The 17,108-nt window shown below is 49.9% G+C and carries 14 protein-coding genes; 8 read left to right on the top strand and 6 right to left on the bottom strand.

What is annotated here, in order from left to right:
• Positions 1 to 353 precede the first annotated feature (353 nt).
• The gene (locus tag PP769_RS03105) at positions 354 to 2,528 is read left to right on the top strand and encodes a fused MFS/spermidine synthase (protein ID WP_312645018.1); all 2,175 of its coding nucleotides are present in this window, start codon (positions 354 to 356) and stop codon (positions 2,526 to 2,528) included.
• A 202-nt stretch (positions 2,529 to 2,730) separates the two neighbouring features.
• Here the strand turns inward: PP769_RS03105 and PP769_RS03100 are convergent, their stop codons facing one another.
• Entirely contained in the window at positions 2,731 to 3,102 is a 372-nt protein-coding gene (locus PP769_RS03100; RefSeq protein WP_312645016.1) for a response regulator, read from the bottom strand.
• A 1,267-nt stretch (positions 3,103 to 4,369) separates the two neighbouring features.
• On the opposite strand from PP769_RS03100, the gene PP769_RS03095 reads away from it, so the two are divergent.
• The 4 genes from PP769_RS03095 to PP769_RS03080 all read left to right on the top strand — a co-directional run bounded on the left by PP769_RS03095 (position 4,370) and on the right by PP769_RS03080 (position 9,386).
• The gene (locus PP769_RS03095; RefSeq protein WP_312645014.1) at positions 4,370 to 6,076 is read left to right on the top strand and encodes a SulP family inorganic anion transporter; all 1,707 of its coding nucleotides are present in this window, start codon (positions 4,370 to 4,372) and stop codon (positions 6,074 to 6,076) included.
• 84 nt (positions 6,077 to 6,160) lie between these two features.
• On the top strand, positions 6,161 to 7,198 hold the full coding sequence (locus tag PP769_RS03090) for a GAF domain-containing protein (RefSeq protein ID WP_312645012.1): 1,038 nt from the start codon (positions 6,161 to 6,163) through the stop codon (positions 7,196 to 7,198).
• A gap of 346 nt (positions 7,199 to 7,544) precedes the next feature.
• Positions 7,545 to 7,913, top strand: a complete 369-nt coding sequence (locus PP769_RS03085) for a hypothetical protein (RefSeq protein WP_312645009.1) — start codon at positions 7,545 to 7,547, stop codon at positions 7,911 to 7,913.
• A 21-nt stretch (positions 7,914 to 7,934) separates the two neighbouring features.
• Positions 7,935 to 9,386, top strand: a complete 1,452-nt coding sequence (locus tag PP769_RS03080; protein ID WP_312645007.1) for a radical SAM/SPASM domain-containing protein — start codon at positions 7,935 to 7,937, stop codon at positions 9,384 to 9,386.
• 144 nt (positions 9,387 to 9,530) lie between these two features.
• Here the strand turns inward: PP769_RS03080 and PP769_RS03075 are convergent, their stop codons facing one another.
• The 3 genes from PP769_RS03075 to PP769_RS03065 form a co-directional block, all read right to left on the bottom strand.
• Positions 9,531 to 10,121, bottom strand: a complete 591-nt coding sequence (locus tag PP769_RS03075; RefSeq protein WP_312645004.1) for a transglycosylase SLT domain-containing protein — start codon at positions 10,119 to 10,121, stop codon at positions 9,531 to 9,533.
• Between the two features lie 81 nt (positions 10,122 to 10,202).
• Positions 10,203 to 11,102: a glycosyltransferase family 2 protein gene (locus PP769_RS03070; protein WP_312645001.1), complete on the bottom strand. Its 900-nt coding sequence runs from the start codon at positions 11,100 to 11,102 to the stop codon at positions 10,203 to 10,205.
• Between the two features lie 10 nt (positions 11,103 to 11,112).
• A complete protein-coding gene (locus PP769_RS03065; RefSeq protein ID WP_312644999.1) occupies positions 11,113 to 12,360 on the bottom strand; it encodes a glycosyltransferase family 4 protein in 1,248 nt (415 codons plus the stop codon).
• Positions 12,361 to 12,661: 301 nt separating this feature from the next.
• On the opposite strand from PP769_RS03065, the gene PP769_RS03060 reads away from it, so the two are divergent.
• From PP769_RS03060 to hpt, 3 genes are all read left to right on the top strand, one after another.
• Positions 12,662 to 13,048: an alkaline phosphatase family protein gene (locus tag PP769_RS03060; protein WP_312644996.1), complete on the top strand. Its 387-nt coding sequence runs from the start codon at positions 12,662 to 12,664 to the stop codon at positions 13,046 to 13,048.
• Between the two features lie 31 nt (positions 13,049 to 13,079).
• Positions 13,080 to 14,261 (top strand): alkaline phosphatase family protein, encoded by a 1,182-nt coding sequence (locus PP769_RS03055; RefSeq protein ID WP_312644993.1) that lies wholly within the window; start codon positions 13,080 to 13,082, stop codon positions 14,259 to 14,261.
• 201 nt (positions 14,262 to 14,462) lie between these two features.
• A complete protein-coding gene (gene hpt / locus PP769_RS03050; protein WP_312644989.1) occupies positions 14,463 to 15,011 on the top strand; it encodes a hypoxanthine phosphoribosyltransferase in 549 nt (182 codons plus the stop codon).
• A gap of 302 nt (positions 15,012 to 15,313) precedes the next feature.
• On the opposite strand, the gene PP769_RS03045 is transcribed toward hpt, so the two are convergent.
• Both PP769_RS03045 and PP769_RS03040 read right to left on the bottom strand, forming a co-directional pair.
• Positions 15,314 to 16,333, bottom strand: a complete 1,020-nt coding sequence (locus PP769_RS03045) for an adenosine deaminase (protein WP_312644987.1) — start codon at positions 16,331 to 16,333, stop codon at positions 15,314 to 15,316.
• Between the two features lie 384 nt (positions 16,334 to 16,717).
• Positions 16,718 to 17,095 (bottom strand): hypothetical protein, encoded by a 378-nt coding sequence (locus PP769_RS03040; RefSeq protein ID WP_312644985.1) that lies wholly within the window; start codon positions 17,093 to 17,095, stop codon positions 16,718 to 16,720.
• Positions 17,096 to 17,108: the final 13 nt, after the last annotated feature.

Below are 17,108 nucleotides of genomic sequence, written 5' to 3'. Positions count from 1 at the left end.
CGTTTCAGAAAAGGGAGAGATCAATACGATCTCTCCCTTTTTTTGTCAAAATTCAGCAGTTGGAATGTTTGGTCTAATCCAAATGTGCCACATTGGCGCTGTGGAGCGTGGATCGTCTAGAAAAAGGATAGTATGATGCCCGACATTTAGGCCCTGTGTTTTATAGGATAGGGCTTGGCGGAGCACCCAAATAGAATATTGGTTCCGGTCTTACAGGGCACAATGGTTCGATGCTCAACGCTAAATATTGGATTGAGTGCATGGAATTAAATTGAATGAAGAGCTGATACCTGGCAATGTGAGATCAAGGCTAGTACTAATCCAGCAATGACCAAGCAAAATTGGTTGCATGTATGAACAATGCCCCATCGCCACCGTCTGTCAACCTAAAGGTCATGACCTCCCTTCCACCAAAAATGCCCCAGGTGTCTGTCCTCCCGTATGCCCTTGCGATCTTTCTCAGTGCCTTTCTGCTGTTTCAAGTAGAGCCCATCATCGCCCGGTATATTCTTCCCTGGTTTGGAGGCACCCCGGCGGTCTGGACGACGTGCATGCTCTTCTTTCAGGTCTGTCTTTTGGTCGGGTATGCCTATGCCCATCTTCTCGCAAGCCACCTCTCCCCTCGGTATCAGGCGCTGGTTCATCTGGGTTTGGTGGTGTGTTCTCTGGTTTTTCTTCCTATCACCCCAGGGGACGGATGGAAGCCGGATGGCACACAAAATCCGATGCTGGCGATTCTTATCCTTCTCATGGTGACCATTGGGGTGCCGTTTCTCCTCATCTCGGCTTCTGGCCCTCTCCTGCAACATTGGTTTAATCGAGTCCATCCCACTGTGTCACCGTATCGGCTTTTCGCCCTATCGAATCTTGGCTCACTCTTGGGATTGGTCTCCTATCCTTTTTTTATCGAGCCGCAACTGGGGTTGCGTACGCAGACCCTCTTCTGGTCGGGCGGGTACGCCCTATATGCGGTCATGTGTGCGTGGGGTGCCAGGCCGCTGTTTCGATTAGTCACGAAGAGCGGATTCTCAGAAAATCCTGAGTATGGACCAGACAAGAAGCCGGGGCAGCCTGAGAGTCTTCTGACACTTGCCCTCGCAGCTTGCGGATCAGTGGTTCTCCTCGCAGGCACGAATCAGATTTGCCGGGATATTGCGGTCATCCCTTTTCTTTGGGTCCTTCCGCTGGGTCTCTACCTTATCTCCTTCATTCTGTGTTTCGATCACCCGAGATGGTACGACCGACGGATCTGGGTACCCGGATTGCTGGTATTGCTCTCCGCGGTTGTTTACCTGCTGCATCAGGAATATGCGGAGACGGAGATCAATATCTACCTCCAGATTTTCATCTATTCGGGGGTCCTATTTGCCTGCTGCATGGTGTGCCATGGCGAACTGGTTCGCTTGAAGCCTCCCGCCAGGTTTCTCACATCTTTCTATCTCATGGTCGCGTTGGGGGGAGCGTTGGGTGGAGTGTTTGTCAACCTGGTCGCACCCGTTCTTTTTCAAGGATACTGGGAATTTCATTTTGGGCTGGTGGCCACAATGATGCTCCTGGGAATATGCCTGTTTCGGACAAGAAATCCACGCAGACCGCCACTCATGTTCTGGTCAGAAAGGGTTGTGTTTGTTGGGGCAATTGCCACTCTTGCAGGTTTTCTGGCACTGCATATTCACGACCAGCAAGCGAGTACTATTCTGACATCGCGTAGTTTTTATGGTGTCCTGCGAATAAAGGAGACGGACAAAGAGACAAAGTCCGCCAGCCGTTTCCTCTATCACGGTCGCATCAACCATGGCCGGCAATTTCTGAATCCCCCCCGGCACTCATACCCGACCGCCTATTATGGGCCGTTCAGTGGAATCAGCTTGGCTATCAGCCGTCATCCTCAACAACTGAGGTTCAACACGCTCGAGGACAGGAAACGGCAAGGGGGCTTGCGGGTTGGGAACATCGGATTGGGGGTTGGCACCACCGCCGTGTATGCCCGGGCCGGCGATACGTATCGATTTTATGAAATCAATCCTGAGGTGGATCGAATGGCCAGGGAGTACTTCACGTTTCTCAAAGATGCTAAGGGATCCCTGCAGGTGGTCCTTGGAGATGGACGAATTTCCCTCGAGCGGGAATTGGATAACGGGCATCGACAGCAGTTCGATATTTTAGCGGTGGATGCCTTCAGTGGGGACGGCATTCCGGTGCACCTGCTGACGAGGGAGGCCTTTGCTCTCTACTGGGAGCATTTACAACCCGACGGGATCCTCGCCCTCCATGTCTCGAATCGTCACTTTGACTTCAGCCCCGTGGTCCGGGCCCTGGCTCGAGAGTTTGGCAAACAGGCGCTCTGGATCAAGGACGTGGCTGACCCTAAAAAAGGGAATAGCTATAGTGATTGGATTCTGGTCACGAACAACCAGGCGTTTTTAAAAGACCCCTTCGTCAACTTCCGGATTGCACCCTGGCGATCACTCGAAGAAATCCTCTGGACAGACGACTACAGCAATCTTTTTCAAGTGGTGGCGCCCTGACCTTTCCTCTGGCGTGATTTTCCTTGTGCAGCATGATTGCGGGTGATTGACCATGTCTCGGAGCATGGTTCATCCCTATACTTCAAAAGAGTCCGGTCCCAGGCTGGTCTATGCTTCTCCGTGCAACCTGTGACCTCACGGACAAGCTGAACTATCACAATATTTTGGAGATGAAGAACCCCGGGAGCGCCCTCTCGACGATTTACGGCGTTTTGAGAGCTTTATTAACCATCCCGACAAAATCTGAAAAGTTGTACGGTTTGTTGAGTACGGCCAGAGCTCCCGCGTCATTCGCCTGTTGGTACATCTCGTCGGTGATGTTTCCCGAATACAGAATGAAAGGGATGGAGCGGAAATGAGGGTTGGCTTTCACCTGGAGGAGTAAGGCCATGCCGGTCATGACCGGCATCTGGTTATCGGAAACGATGAGATCTATGCTCGGCTCTTGCTCCAACTTAGCCAGGGCAACGGCTCCGTGTCCGGCTTCCTCGCAGGCATATCCATGGTGCTCAAGAAAATGCTTCATGGCTTTCCGGGCCATCTCATGATCATCAACAAGGAGAATGCGTTTCATGATGGACGACCTGTTCCAGAAAGGTTAAGACCTTTCAATCCTTAATGAAGCAAAGACCGAATCCCTTCTATCAGAGCGAGCTTTACCGGAACGGGTTTACTGTATTCTCTTTTTTTAATAATTTCAAAGGCGGTGTAAAGTAAAAGGAATATGGCAATTTTGCCCTAGGGGGACTTTCCACGAAGGAGAAAGCTGTTCTAAGCTGGCCCTCAAAGCATGTTGAAATTATGGTGACTTTAGCCCAACCTTTTAACGTCTGTTTTAAAAGATGAGGGAGACATCTCGGTTTACTTATTCTCACTTTTTCTTTTGGAGAAGATATTGATTATCAAGCTGGAAAAAAAGAGTATTCATTCCTTTTCTTGGTTGAACGCAGTTGAGGAGATTTTTGTTTTCGAAGGATTTGTTTGCCAAAAATGCATTGCATGATCTCAACCCCAACATAAGGGTTAAACTCACAACTGTATGGGAATGCGGCCTCATGATGTTCGGTGAACCATGTCTGTTCGAGGCTGGATTCACGGGGATCAGCAAAGCCGGGTCTAAGTCTCGTTCGTTCCGGTGACAATACGTCCGGTGTTGAGGTTGGCTTCCTCCCATGAATGCTGGTGTCATGGATTCTGTATTGCTGGCCCGGAGTCTTGCTCAATCCCTTGTAGTCGAGCCAACGCATCATATGCGCGGTCACCTGCTAAGCAGCCCCACGCAATTGGAATCGTATCCAAGAAATCCTTTCCTTTCCGCCATTGTTCGCGACCGGTAATGAGTGAGGCATATCTGCACCCCATGGCCCGAGCGAGTCGACTGTAGGAATCCTTGTGGGACAGATGTCGTACGCCGACTTTCGCGTAACTAAGGTCAAATGTCCCAACAGAATCGACCTATTGCCACTCATCAATTTTCTTCTCAGGGTCCAACCGGAGGTTTGCACCACCGCGACGCGATGACATTCGGGACTGTAACGCGCAGGATATGATTTTGAGGATATGATTATATTCCGGCAACTTCCTGAAAAGAGTTTCGTAAAGGGGCCAAACGAACCTAAGTCGTCATATTGTCCTCTTTTTACCGTGTCTCCCTGAAATCGGGCATCGATCCCACCTTCCATCCAGCCGCCGTTGGCTTTAAAACATTAGGTTCATAGCCTATACTATCGCGTCGTTGACTGGTGTAAGGGGACACACATGCCCAGAGGGCTTTGGACGGGGTGCAAACCCAAGGCATAGGAGTCGGGCTGAAGCTCTGACCGGGTGATCGCTATTTTCCTATGACATACGCCGCGCAGGAATCACAATATAATTTTCTTCATATCAAGGGAGATGTTCTCGGCGGTTTGACCGCTGGAGTGGTGACCTTACCCTTGGCACTGGCCTTTGGCCTTCAATCAGGACTGGGAGCGGTTTCCGGGCTGTATTGTGCAATCCTGCTGGGAGCCATTGCCATTCTTTTTGGCGGCACGCGCACGCTCATCAGTACTCCAACCGGCCCCATGACGGTGGTGGCCGCGTTGACTGTTTCTCAAGCCATCAGTTTCGCCGGGAGCTTGGAATTGGCCCTGGGGACGATCATTGGAATATTCATCTTAGCGGGTGTGGTGCAAATCGTTTTCGGACTCATAAAAATTGGCGGAAATATCAAATATATTCCCTATCCGGTGCTTTCCGGGTTTATGACCGGCATTGGCATTATTCTGATCTTATTTGAAGTGTTTCCGTTAATGGGCTTGTCGGCTCCCTCCACCATCTATGGAGTGTTCACCGGGGGGGCGCAGGCTTTTCGTGACATGAATATACACGCGCTGGCGCTGGGGGGGGTGACCCTGGTGATTCTGTATGCGGCCCCTAAGGTCAGTACCACAATTCCGGCTGCACTAATGGCCTTGTTGTTTGGAACCTTCCTCGCACTGGCGACCGGTTTGTCTGTTCCTCTAATTGGGGAGGTGTCCCAGGGCTTGCCTTCCTTACAACTTGAACGTTTATTAAATGTGGACGTATCTCGACCGTCCTTTATCATCACCGCCGCATTGACCCTTGGAGCCTTGGGATGCATTGACACCCTCTTGACTGCAGTCATTGTCGACAAAATTACCGAAACCAAGCATCAGAGTAATCGGGAATTAATTGGTCAGGGTATGGGCAATGTGGCATCGGCACTCTTTGGTGGATTACCCGGTGCGGGAACGACCATGTCGTCGATTGTCAATGTGAAGGCTGGAGGTCGTACACGGCTCGCCGGGGTTGTTTCCAGTCTTTTTCTGCTGGCTGTGTTGTTAGGCTTGGGTACCTATGTTCAATACGTGCCCATTCCCGTTCTGGCGGCCATACTCATAACTGTCGGTTTGGACATTATCGACTATAAGGGCCTCAAGGAAGTGGTGAAAGTGGACCGGGCTGAAAGCGCCATCCTCTTCATCGTGTTGTTCCTGACTGTATTTGTCGATTTGATCACAGCCGTCGGAGCAGGGATGACCCTCTCAGTCTTTGTGTTCATGAAAAAAATGGGGGACATCGGAGAAGAAAAAATTGTCCTGTTTCCCCTTCGGTCGCTAAAAATCCGAAAACCCTGCGACCTGAGGGAAGAATTCGTTTTACCACAGGATTATTTAGATACCGTGTATATCAAAACATTTACCGGTCCGGTTTTCTTCGGCTTTTCTCATTTTTTAATCGATAATATTAAACAGTTACCCGCAGTCAAAATTCTTATTTTTGAGATGAATCGTGTGCCGTATCTCGACCAATCAGCCGCTCATGCTCTGGAATTAGTTTTTGAATACATGCAAAAGCGGGGTATTCGAGTCCTGTTGGCCAACGTGAATCCACAGCCTCTGGAGATGCTCCGCGCGGTGAATCTGACGCCAAGACTCATTCCGGAACATCATATTTTTGGTGATATTTTCGATTGCGTGCGATGCCTGGAGGAAGAGTTTGTGTCGGGCGAATCTCCCCTGAAGCCACGAGTGCTTGAACTCTAGGACGTCGATTGCCAAAAACGGTGCCGGAAAAAATGATAACGCTCACGAACCTCAATCACACTTCGGCACTAATGCAGGAATCTTATGATTAAACCCCTTTCAGCCATTCCCGTTTTTTCGATCACGACTATTGGCTATGTGGTCCTAATGGGCAGTGTTGCCCTGGTCATCTCCGTGGTTGATGGCATGTTCCCGTTGGGCGTGTCCATTAGTGAAGCCTATGCTGTTTTGGTGTTATTGGGTTTCACGGCGAAAGATAAGCGGTTGATCTATGGCGGGGCCATTGCCGGGACGATTCTCACATTAGAAGGGGCGTTTATTTCCGACCCCGGCGTGCCGTTATGGATGGGAGAAATCAATCGGGCACTTTCCATTTTTATCATATGGCTGGTCGCCGTGTTTGCCTTGGGACAACTCCGATTTATCGAAGAGCAGAAAGAATCGGAAAAAATGAAAATGGCATATAATCTGTTGAAGCAGGAAACAACCTTTCTGAAACTGAATCAGGAAATTGCCGTGTTATCCAATACCAATGATCCGGTGGAGGATGCGTTAAAACAGGCGATGAAAGTGATCTGCGACTATACGGGGTGGCCGGTCGCCCATCTCTATATTCGTGACGGCGATAATGATCTGTTGAGTCCCGGAAAAATTTGGATTCTGAGGGACTGGAGTAAGTTCGATACGTTTCGACAGGTGACGGAATCAACGAAGTTCGTTCCCGGAGAAGGGCTGCCTGGTCGAGTGTTGGCCAGTGGAAAGGCAGCTTGGATCAAAAATGTGACCAAGGATCCCAATTTCCCTCGCGCCCGTCTTGCCAAGGAAATAGGCGTAAAGGCCGGCTTTGCCTTTCCTATTTTAATTGGACCGAAAGTGGTGGCGGTGATGGAGTTTTTCTCTGAAGAAGCGATGGAGCCGGATGGCAAGCTCCTGGACGTGATGGAAATCATCGGCTATCTGCTGGGTCGCATCTTTGAACGAGATCACGCCGGTCTCAAACGGGGCGAATATGAGGACCACTTGAGACGCCTTTACGGCCGAATCAAAGCGGTGCGGGAACTAGAAGACGTGCCGGGTGGTCACAAGAGAACCGCCGAAGGCATTCATGACGAATTACGATAAATAGATAGCCTGAGCAGTCGGAAAGTGTTCCGTTTGTGCTGCCCTTCAAACGCAAGAAGCTGTCTAGTCCGTTCAGCCAGGAAGTCTCTATAACAGTTGCCTTGATGACATCACGGCCTCGCGAATATCAATCTCCCCAACCACGAAATAAGTGAATCCCCCATGACAAGGTGTTGATTCTCTATACATCAGGACGTCGGATGTCTGTGGAAAACGGGGTCATTATTTTCATTGACAATTTATGTCCGTACTTTAGAATGGCGCATTGAAAAATTACCACATGGGTAATGAGCAATAGCCATTAACCTGAAACAGGGGTTCCATCTGTTTTCAATAGGGGGTATGTATGCCTGATAAACCGGTTCGTGCCATTGATCCCCTCGGTATCATTGCTCTTGCTGACGTCCTCGTAAATCATGGTCCCCTATACTGTTCATGTGAAGGCAAGCCGGGACCCGGCTGTTCCTGTCAGGACAAGCCTCCTGGCTGTTCATGCGAAGATAAGCCGGGGCCTGGCTGTTCCTGTCAATTGAAGCCGGTTAAAACAGATATTCTTGAGGTGGTGTCCAATCCAATTTTTCGTGAAGTTGTGGCAGGAATGGATATCAAAAAACTCAAGAGCATAGAAGATTTCCTGTCTATTGTGGACGAAATCCGTACAAAAATGAATTCGTCCAGGCTTCCGACTCGCTCCACGGACAAGAAAAAATCCTAATGTCTAAAAGGAGAGTCTCCTATGCCAACAACCTTACTTATGCCGCAGAAACGTAGCAACAGTCGCAGTCATCCTTCAGAGAACTTCATTGAAGAGCGAATAGAAGGAGCAGGAGATATCTTTCTTGTTTCATTTCTCAACGGATACTTGTTTTACAGTCCCCTTTCAAATTTCAGCATGATTCTGGACGAATTTGGCGCTTCGACCGTCAGAAAATATTTTCGTCATGAGACGCTCCTACCAAATGAGCAATCTCTGATCGATGGCCTCGTCAAACGCAACGTGTTCAAGATTCCCGAGACGCCACAGCGGTCCCTGGTCAAGCCCAGCACACGATGGGCCCCAACCAGCGCGACCTTCTCCAACACTCAGAAGTGCACCTTGCGGTGCACGTATTGTTATGCGGAAGGTGGGAGGCTGGAAGATCTAGATATACCCTTGCCCATAGCGAAAGGGGCAATTGATTTAATTGTTCAGAATGCACACGTGCAAAATGTGGATCCGTCCATCAGGTTTTTAGGAGAAGGGGAAGCCACGGCTAGTTGGGGTATATTTCGGGAAATTATTGAATACTACAAAGAACAGTGCAGGGTCCATCATTTCAAGCCCTCCGTATCGTTGAGCACGAATGGTGTGTTTGCCCAATCCCGGCTGGATTACATTGCAGTGAACTGCACTCATCTGACCTTTTCCTTGGACGGTGTGCGAGAAGTGCATGATGAGCATCGGGTCCTGCCGAATGGCGGGGGTTCGTTCGATCGAATTATTGCCATCATGAAGGGGCTTGAGATGCGTGGGAGGACCTACGATATCCGATCGACGGTGACAGTCGCAGGGAGTTCGACATTGTCGGAATTTGTTGCGTTTGTCGGGGAGAACCTCCAATGCAAAAGTCTCCACTTCGAACCGGTGTTCGATGCCACAAAAGTGACAAACCTGAAGGACCAGATTGGACATCTTGATGGGCAGATATTCGTTGAGAACTTCCGCACCGCAAGACAAGTGGCTGCCGGATTTGGTATTCAACTGCACTATTCAGCGGCTTCTCTGAAGCACCGGGAGACTTTTTGTGGTGCCAGTGATGCGAGCAACTTCCTGGTCACCTCGCGTGGAATTGTGACTTCATGTAACGAAGTTCTTCAACCTACGGATCCTCGATCCAGGTTGTTCCAATATGGAGCGTGGAATCAGAAGGATGGTGAATTCGTTCTGGATCATGAAGCGATTGATCGTTTAGGGAAACTTAATGTTCATGACATGCCGAAGTGCCAGGGGTGTATCGCAAAATATAATTGTGCAGGAGACTGCTATGCCAAGAGTGCCTCCTCGACCGGCGACCCGGCTTCGGCAGGATACACGGAACGGTGTCATATAACCCGGGAATTGCTCAAAGATAACCTGCTCCTTGCGCTCATTTTTAAAATGGCTGGTGTTAATGCGGGTGGGTCAGTCCAACATGCTTGTCCCATGTAATTTTTAAAACGCGGATATTATGTTCCAGAGGTGTTATTTGGGGACAGACAGGCCTAACCGGAATGCGGCAGGATAAAGTAATAGTATACAGCAAATTCTGATTCCCCCCGTTACAATACCCTGCCGTGATCAGAGATTGGAGTTTCAGCTGCAGAATGGCCAGAATTGATACCAGTGTCGACACCTGAACCGATGTTCGCATTGGCGTAACTGAGCGCCGTATTGCCTGGCTTGGCGATCCACACGATTCGCGATGCGCACGACCTTCGGTTTACGCTCGTAGCTCCCACGCCGATAGCCGCCGCGACCTTCATGGTAAGCCAAATAGAGGCGCTTGGGGTCCCATTTGGATATGCCAAGCTCTCTGCTGGTTTTGTGGTTGTACCAGCCGATGAAGTCCAGGGCGTCCTCCATGGATGAACGGCTATTGAAGAACCCACCGGCCTCATCCTCATACTCCTCCCATGTTTCATCTTTAGCTTGGGCATAGCCTTCCGCCGACGATTGGGGTCCGAGTGGAATGAACAAGAACCAATCCCATGGGGGCGTCGCGTCGTGGCGAAACGCCGACTCCTGTTTGACGAAAGCCATGAGAATGTGGGGTGGGGTGCCCCATTTTTCCTGGGAATCTTTGGCCGCATCGTACCATTCGGGGTATTGGTCGAAAATTGTGCACAGATTCTCCTGATGTCTGGGGGGCATTGATGCGCATCCCGCTAACAGTACGATGGCCATCGCCAAAAATTTTATGCACTGGATAGAATATCTTTCAGTAACTGTTCTGTTCAAAACCATCAGCCATCCATCCATGTTTCTTTATTTCACGGGATCTTTTTCCTCTTTGGCGAGGCTGATTGCACCCAGATTCCAGTAAGCAAGGCCGATTCCAAGATACAGAATTAACATCATGGATTCCATCCAAGAGTACCGCCGGGTACGGACGACATTGCGAAATACCTGCAGCCGTTCCTTATTACTTAACGGTTCTTGCTCCACAATAAGTCTATGGCTTCTTCTGCTACGCCCATAAATAAAAAATTTTTGGTACAGATTCCTTGGAGTTTCAATTTCCAAATGCCGGACTCGAATCTGTGGGCAATACCGGACGACCTCACAAGAATACTTATTGACAGATTGTCGAACAAAAACCGTGTCGCTTCCCCTGGCTCGCTCTACGAAGGGACCCAGGTCGTCAAACAAGTGTTTTTTTACGGCCATATTGTTCGTATGCCCGTAATAGAGTTCTTTTTTTCTGCTATTGAACACGTAATGATGCTTTTCATCCTCGTAAGCTGCAAACATCGATAGCACATGAGAGTCCCCGCCATATTCTCTCTGACCGAGAACAATGCTGAGGTTTGGTTGCTCCATTGCCATCATGATTTGGTGCAGCCAATCGTGAGCGGGGACACAATCCGCATCGATAAAGGCCAGGACTTCGCCCTTCGCTTCCTGTAGCCCTCGATTCCTGGCCGCATACGCGCCTTGTTTCGGTTCTGTCAGCAACCGAATGCCGGGATATTGTCTCGCCGTTTCCGCAGAGGAATCCGTAGAGTTATTATCGATCAGGATCAGTTCGTAGGCCTCTCGTGGTAAGCTTTGCTGAAGTAATCCTTCGACACATCTCTGGATATACCGTTCCGAATTATAAAAGGGTACGATGACGGAAACCTGGATCATAATTGGACCATGCGCGACAGTCTTTGCACGGGACATGACCCTGTCGCTACTCGCATTCTCCCTCCTGTTGCCCGCATTTGTGAGGCTGGTTCATATGACGAAGCATCAAGGTTACCGTCGTCTGTATGTCATGGTGTTTTTCGACCAAGGCGCGAGCCTGTTGGACCAGGCGATTTCGAAGAGCCGGGTCTTCCCCAAGCCGCATAATTGCTGCAGCCAATGCATGTGGATCATTGGAACCCACCAATAAACCTGTTTCTCCATCCCGCACGAGCTCTGGTATTCCTCCAATGGGGCAACTGATCACGGGGCGCCCGACGGCCATGGCCTCCATAAAAACAGTCGGGATCCCATCCATATTCCCTGTGCCATCTTTGCGGCATGGCATGACAACAAGATGACTCTTCGTCATTTGCTCCAACACTTCGTCCTGTGTGATGGGACCTCCAAGCGAAACCTTGTCAAGTAAGTCCAATTCGGAAATTTGCTGCTCCAACACTGGTTGTAACGGGCCATTGCCATATAAGCGCAAATAGAATCTGAAGTTATTCTCACACAGAATCTTGCAGGCATCCAGGAGCGTATCCAAGCCTTTCTTTTCAACATAACTGGCCACGCATAACAGCTGAAGAACTCCATGGTGAGGAGGAGCAGGTCTCCGCGTAAACAATGTCAACGGGATACCCACATGAACAAGGTGTATGTGGGAACAATCAGGTGCCATCCGGCGGAGGAGGCGAATCCCATCTTCGCTAATGGCAAACACCTGGGTTGCATGGCGAATCTTCCATCTGAGGGTGTCGTTACGCAGTTTAAGTGAGGTACAGTAAATATCGTAGGCATGGGCGGTGAATGAGAAAGGAATCTCACTGACACGTCCCGCAATACCGGCGCAGGTGGCTGACCGGGTGGCAAACGGTGCATGGATCCGATCTACGTTCATCTTTTTCAGGCGCCAGGCCGTGGCCAGCGCTTTGGGCGTCCATATAATATTACTGATATGCGCATAAGGATTTAGCCCTGCAGCCCAATGAAGGGCAGCAAGAGTTTTCAAGACGCGCCAGGGACGCCTCAGGAGCATTAGAAGGGCTAAGCCTGCGACTTGGAGGTCAAACGGAGGGTCAGGCAGGACGGCTTCGGGTTTCACATGCTCAGCTCTTCCATAATGAGTAAGAGAGGGCCCGCCTGAATAAAGAGGCGCCAGAATTATTTGATGGCCTGCACGCTGAATCTCTACCATTTCATTGATCGTAAAGGTCGTGACCCATGAGCAGGAATCAATAACATATGCCATTCGCATCGCAACCCTACCTGACTTTCTTTGGCTAATAGAGAAATCCGTTTAAGCTGCCATTACGAGAGACTACCACCGTCTTCCTGGTATCCCAATACTTCACGGTCCATTCCCAACGCAGCCTTCTGCCATTAGCGAGGTGTGGTTTGATATTCCACTTTTTTTCAATTAAGGTCTGTAGGTTAGCTCGGTCATACGAGCCGGATCTGAACCATCGTATTGAAAAATTCGTGACAACTTCAAACCTCTTCTCGTTGCATGGTGTAGAAATACCGCGGTTGGATTTCTGAGGAGTATTCAGTTGGAAAAACCCCAAAAAGTTGTGTTGCTGGGTATTGATGCGGGATCGAGAGATTTATTCAAACGATGGGCGCAGGATGGAACTCTGCCGACCATGCAAGCCCTGTTCGCAAAAAGTATGGTGGGAGCCACCATGAGCACTCCAGGGCTTTTTGTCGGTTCGACGTGGCCCACATGGTATACCGGCGTCAACCCGGGTAAGCACGGGATTCATTCCCTACATCAGCTTCAGTCGGGAACGTATGAGCTGCATCCAACGTATGCAGGAGAAAGTGTTAAACGTGAACCCTTTTGGAACCATCTAAGCCGGGCAGGGCGAAGGGTCGCCATCCTTGATATTCCTCTGACTGCCCCTGTCGCACAATCTCAACGGGATTCAATTGGTTGAATATGGCGCACACGATGCGCATTCCGGTTTTATGACATGGCCACCCTCGCTGGCTGCTGAGGTGGAACAACGCTTTGGTTCACCGTGCTCTCATCCTATCCAGGGAGACTGTGATGCAAAACGGGATGCGGCGGGGGTCGCGGCCTTTCGTGATACTCTTATAAACGGGGTCGACAGAAAGACTGCGGTCACGAAACATTTTCTGCAACAAAATAATTGGGATTTGTTTGCCCAGGTTTTCACCGAAAGTCACTGTATCGGTCATCAGTGCTGGCATGTACACGATCCCACCCATCAATGGCATGATGCAGATCTTGCCAGGAACGTTGGGGATCCGATCAAGGATGTCTATAAAGCCATCGACACGGCCATTGGAGAAATTCTCAAGGATATTGACGAAGAAACCACGGTGATCGTTTTTGTCAGCCATGGAATGGGGCAAACGAACATCCCATATGGCTTCTTGGAAAAATTCCTGCTTCAGTTAAAGGTGGCTGTGCCGCCAAAAATCCCGGCGAACAATGTCACAGGCCCTCTTCTTCAACGAAGATCACTCGCCTTCCTGTACCGAATGTGGCAGAAGATTCCGTCGGACGTTCAGAAATTCCTTGCGCCCATAATATATCCTCTTTCTCATAAACTGTCCTCAGACTCTGGCCCACTGGTGGATCGAGCGGGGAGTAAGTGCTTTTCTATTCATGACACGCCTTCCCATGCCGGGATCAGAGTGAATCTGGTTGGCCGGGAACCAGAAGGCAAGGTCCAGCCGGGGCTGGAATTTCAACAATTTTGTATGGAGCTCGAAAAGGATTTGTTAGGGATCATCAACGTCAAGACAGGAAAGCCGGTGATCCAGCGAATTGTTCGTACAGCCGATTATTATTCCGGTGAGAACCTTGCTCATCTGCCCGATCTCCTGGTGGAATGGTATGAAGAAGATCCTATTCCAGCCGTCTTTTCAGAAAAATTCGGGAAAATCTCGACAAATTTCTGGCATCCTCGTACAGGGCATCATCGAGCGGGCGGCATGTTCCTGGCCTTCGGACCATCAATTCAACCGGGAACTGTAGATCGGACGGTGTCGCTTATGGATTATGCCCCCACGATTGCACAGTTGCTTAATGTCTCCCTTCCTGATGTTGATGGCCGGCCGATTGATGAACTTCTTATGCCCCTTCACGCTCCCCAAGCATCTTCCCGCCGAGATACTTGAATACAACGCCATAAAGCCAAGGAATGTTCTTTCATCTCGCAGTCTCCTCTTGTTTCGGACCTTCTTGAGTTAGCCATGGGTCCGTCTGTCGGAGTGGCTCGATTAGGTGGTTAAAAGGTAGATTTTTCCTCTTCTGTGCTTGCGGTGGCTATGTAGAATAGTCAAGAATTTCATGACACAGGAATTGATAGAAGGGACTTTGTGCTTCCTCATTCTGTCCTGATTGATGAAAAGACCATTGAGACGCGGGTTGGCGAATTAGCCAAACTGATCGCAACCGATTTGCCGACCCGAAAGCCCATCCTGCTTGGATTGTTGACAGGAAGCTTTGTCTTCCTGGCTGATCTCGTGCGACACCTTTCACACCATGGCATCGAGTCACAAGTCGAATTTTTAAAAGTTTCACACTATGGTGGCACCAGTGAGGCCAGCGGGTCAGTCAGCTTTCTGAGGGAGGAACTCCCTCATATCACAGATGAAGTGGTAGTGGTCGTCGATGATATTTTCGATTCAGGGTTCTCGTTGCACGCGGTGCATGAACATCTGAAACAACAGCAGCCGGCCTGGGTCCGTTTCTGTACCCTCTTGGATAAGCCAAGCCGTCATCAGGTGGGTCTCAGGGTAGATTACGTCGGATTTGAGATCCCGGATGTGTGGGTAATCGGGTATGGCTTGGACCTAGGGGGTGAGGGTCGGGCTTTACCTTACTTAGCGGCAGTTGAGCGGGAAGGCCGGGAAGACCCCAAATAGGGTGTTGAAAAGGATCATACGAAAATTACGGTTCGAGCCCTTTTCCGGTCCTCTCCTTGTCATCCTGAGAGAAACGAAGGATCTGAGCCCAGCCTAACCACGGCATGTCTCAGGCAAATGCTTGTGTCTGCCCTGAACGGAATCGAGCGGCTCAGCATGACCATTTTGTTGAGGGTGTCTCCCACCTAATTTTTGGTCATCATCAGACGTTCAATGGACCTCCATCAGGATTCATCTTCTCAGAATGATGAGCGCTGTAGGACGGAGACCCTATATTCTGTATGATCTCAAAACTGCCAATGCTACAGGTTTGCGGCATGGTCCTGAATTTCACCAATGAGCTTTTCCTTTTCTGTGTCTGACAGGAAGCTAGCCTTCACGCCATTTTTTGCCAATTGAAGGATATCGGTTGGCTGGAGATTGAGCGCCCGCTGAGCGGCAAGATAATTATCGGTAATGTACCCTCCAAAGTAGGCAGGGTCATCGGAATGGATCGACACGCATAAACCTCGTTGGAGAAGCACCTTTAAGTTATGATGACCCAGTGAGGGGAACACTTTGAGTTTCACATTCGAGAGAGGGCAAACCGTGAGAGGAATTTGAGTGTGAACCAGATGATGAACGAGGGATTCATCCTCAATACAACGAATGCCGTGGTCGATGCGGACGACTTTGAGTAGCTCGAGGGCCTGCCAAATATATTCCGGAGGACCTTCTTCTCCGGCGTGAGCCACGGTCAGCAATCCTTCAGTCCGTGCGCGATCGAAGACGTCCTGAAAAAGCTCCGGAGGACGCCCCTTCTCGGAAGAATCCAGCCCCACAGCCGATACCCAGTCTCGATAATCCAGGATCTTTTCCATCGTCTGTCTGGCAGAATCGGGAGGGAGATCGCGAAGGAAACAGGGAATCAGTTTGGAGGAGACTTGCAACTCGGTGCGAGCTTGCTCAAGGGCGGTGTGAATACCTGAAATGACGTTGTGAAGGTCTACCCCCCGATTCATATGCGCCTGGGGGTCAAAAAAGATTTCCACGTGGCGGACATGTTCCTTCACCACGCGTCTGAGGTAGGCCCAGGTCAGATCAAAAAAATCACGTTCCTGTCGTAAGACCTGCGAGCCTTCATAGTAAATATTTAAGAAGGACTGCAGATCTTGAAAGTTGTAAGCCCGCTTCAGCTCCTCACTTGTCGCAAAGGGAAGAGAGAGGCTGTTACGCCTCGCGAGATCGAACATCAAATCCGGTTCGAGGGTCCCTTCGATATGAAGGTGAAGTTCGACTTTGGGAAGATCAAGAATCCATTGTTCGAGTTCGTTCTGGTTCATGGATTAACCTGAAATTGGGGTTTGTCCATTCTGAAAAAATGATATTCCCAAATTACCACACAACATGGGAATTCATACGGTCGCTTGAGATGGGTGGTTTAAAAAGGCCCCGGATCGGTCGGTATCTCTTATGGATTTTTCCCTTCACTATTGGGCCGTTGTTCAATGTCTCCCTTCCTGATTTTAATGGCCAAAAGATTATGGAATTTCTTATGCCCGATCCTTCTCCATCCGCATTTTTTCGCAGAGACACCTAAATTACAGGTCTTTGAGGGGTGTCTCCTGGCCATGAGATCAGGAATTTATTAAAAAAGGGGTTGAAGATGTGGCACGACTGAATGGGTTTTTGACCCTCATTCCGAGTGTTCGACTAAACCTCCCCGGTCATTGTCCCTTCCCTTGAGTGGGAGGAGCTATCTGACTGTTGTACCCGGAGCCGGGTTGGTAATGGATTTCTCCGCGGTCTAATGCTCCCTGGTAGCCCCCGGAATACTGCCATTCCTCCAGAACGGGTTCCCCATATTCCGTCACGTAGGGAGCTTGAGCTTTCCGTTGAATGTAGGTCGGCCCTCCGTAATCATAGTCAAAGGTACTATAGCCATTATACTGGGGGTTGGGAACGTATTCGTACCCTGGCTGTGGCGGATTATAGCCGGGAGGGGAATAGCCCTGTTTGGGAACCACGGGGGATTGTTGCGTTGCGGGAGAGGCCGCGTCTTCCGCTTGTCCACTGCCCCAAAAGAGCATCGAGGCACAGGCCATTATGAGAGAAACT

Source organism: Candidatus Nitrospira allomarina, assembly GCF_032050975.1.
In the GTDB taxonomy this organism is placed as follows: domain Bacteria; phylum Nitrospirota; class Nitrospiria; order Nitrospirales; family UBA8639; genus Nitrospira_E; species Nitrospira_E allomarina.
The sequence above is the reverse complement of the archived record's forward strand: the minus strand, read 5'-3'. Positions and strand labels throughout refer to the sequence as shown.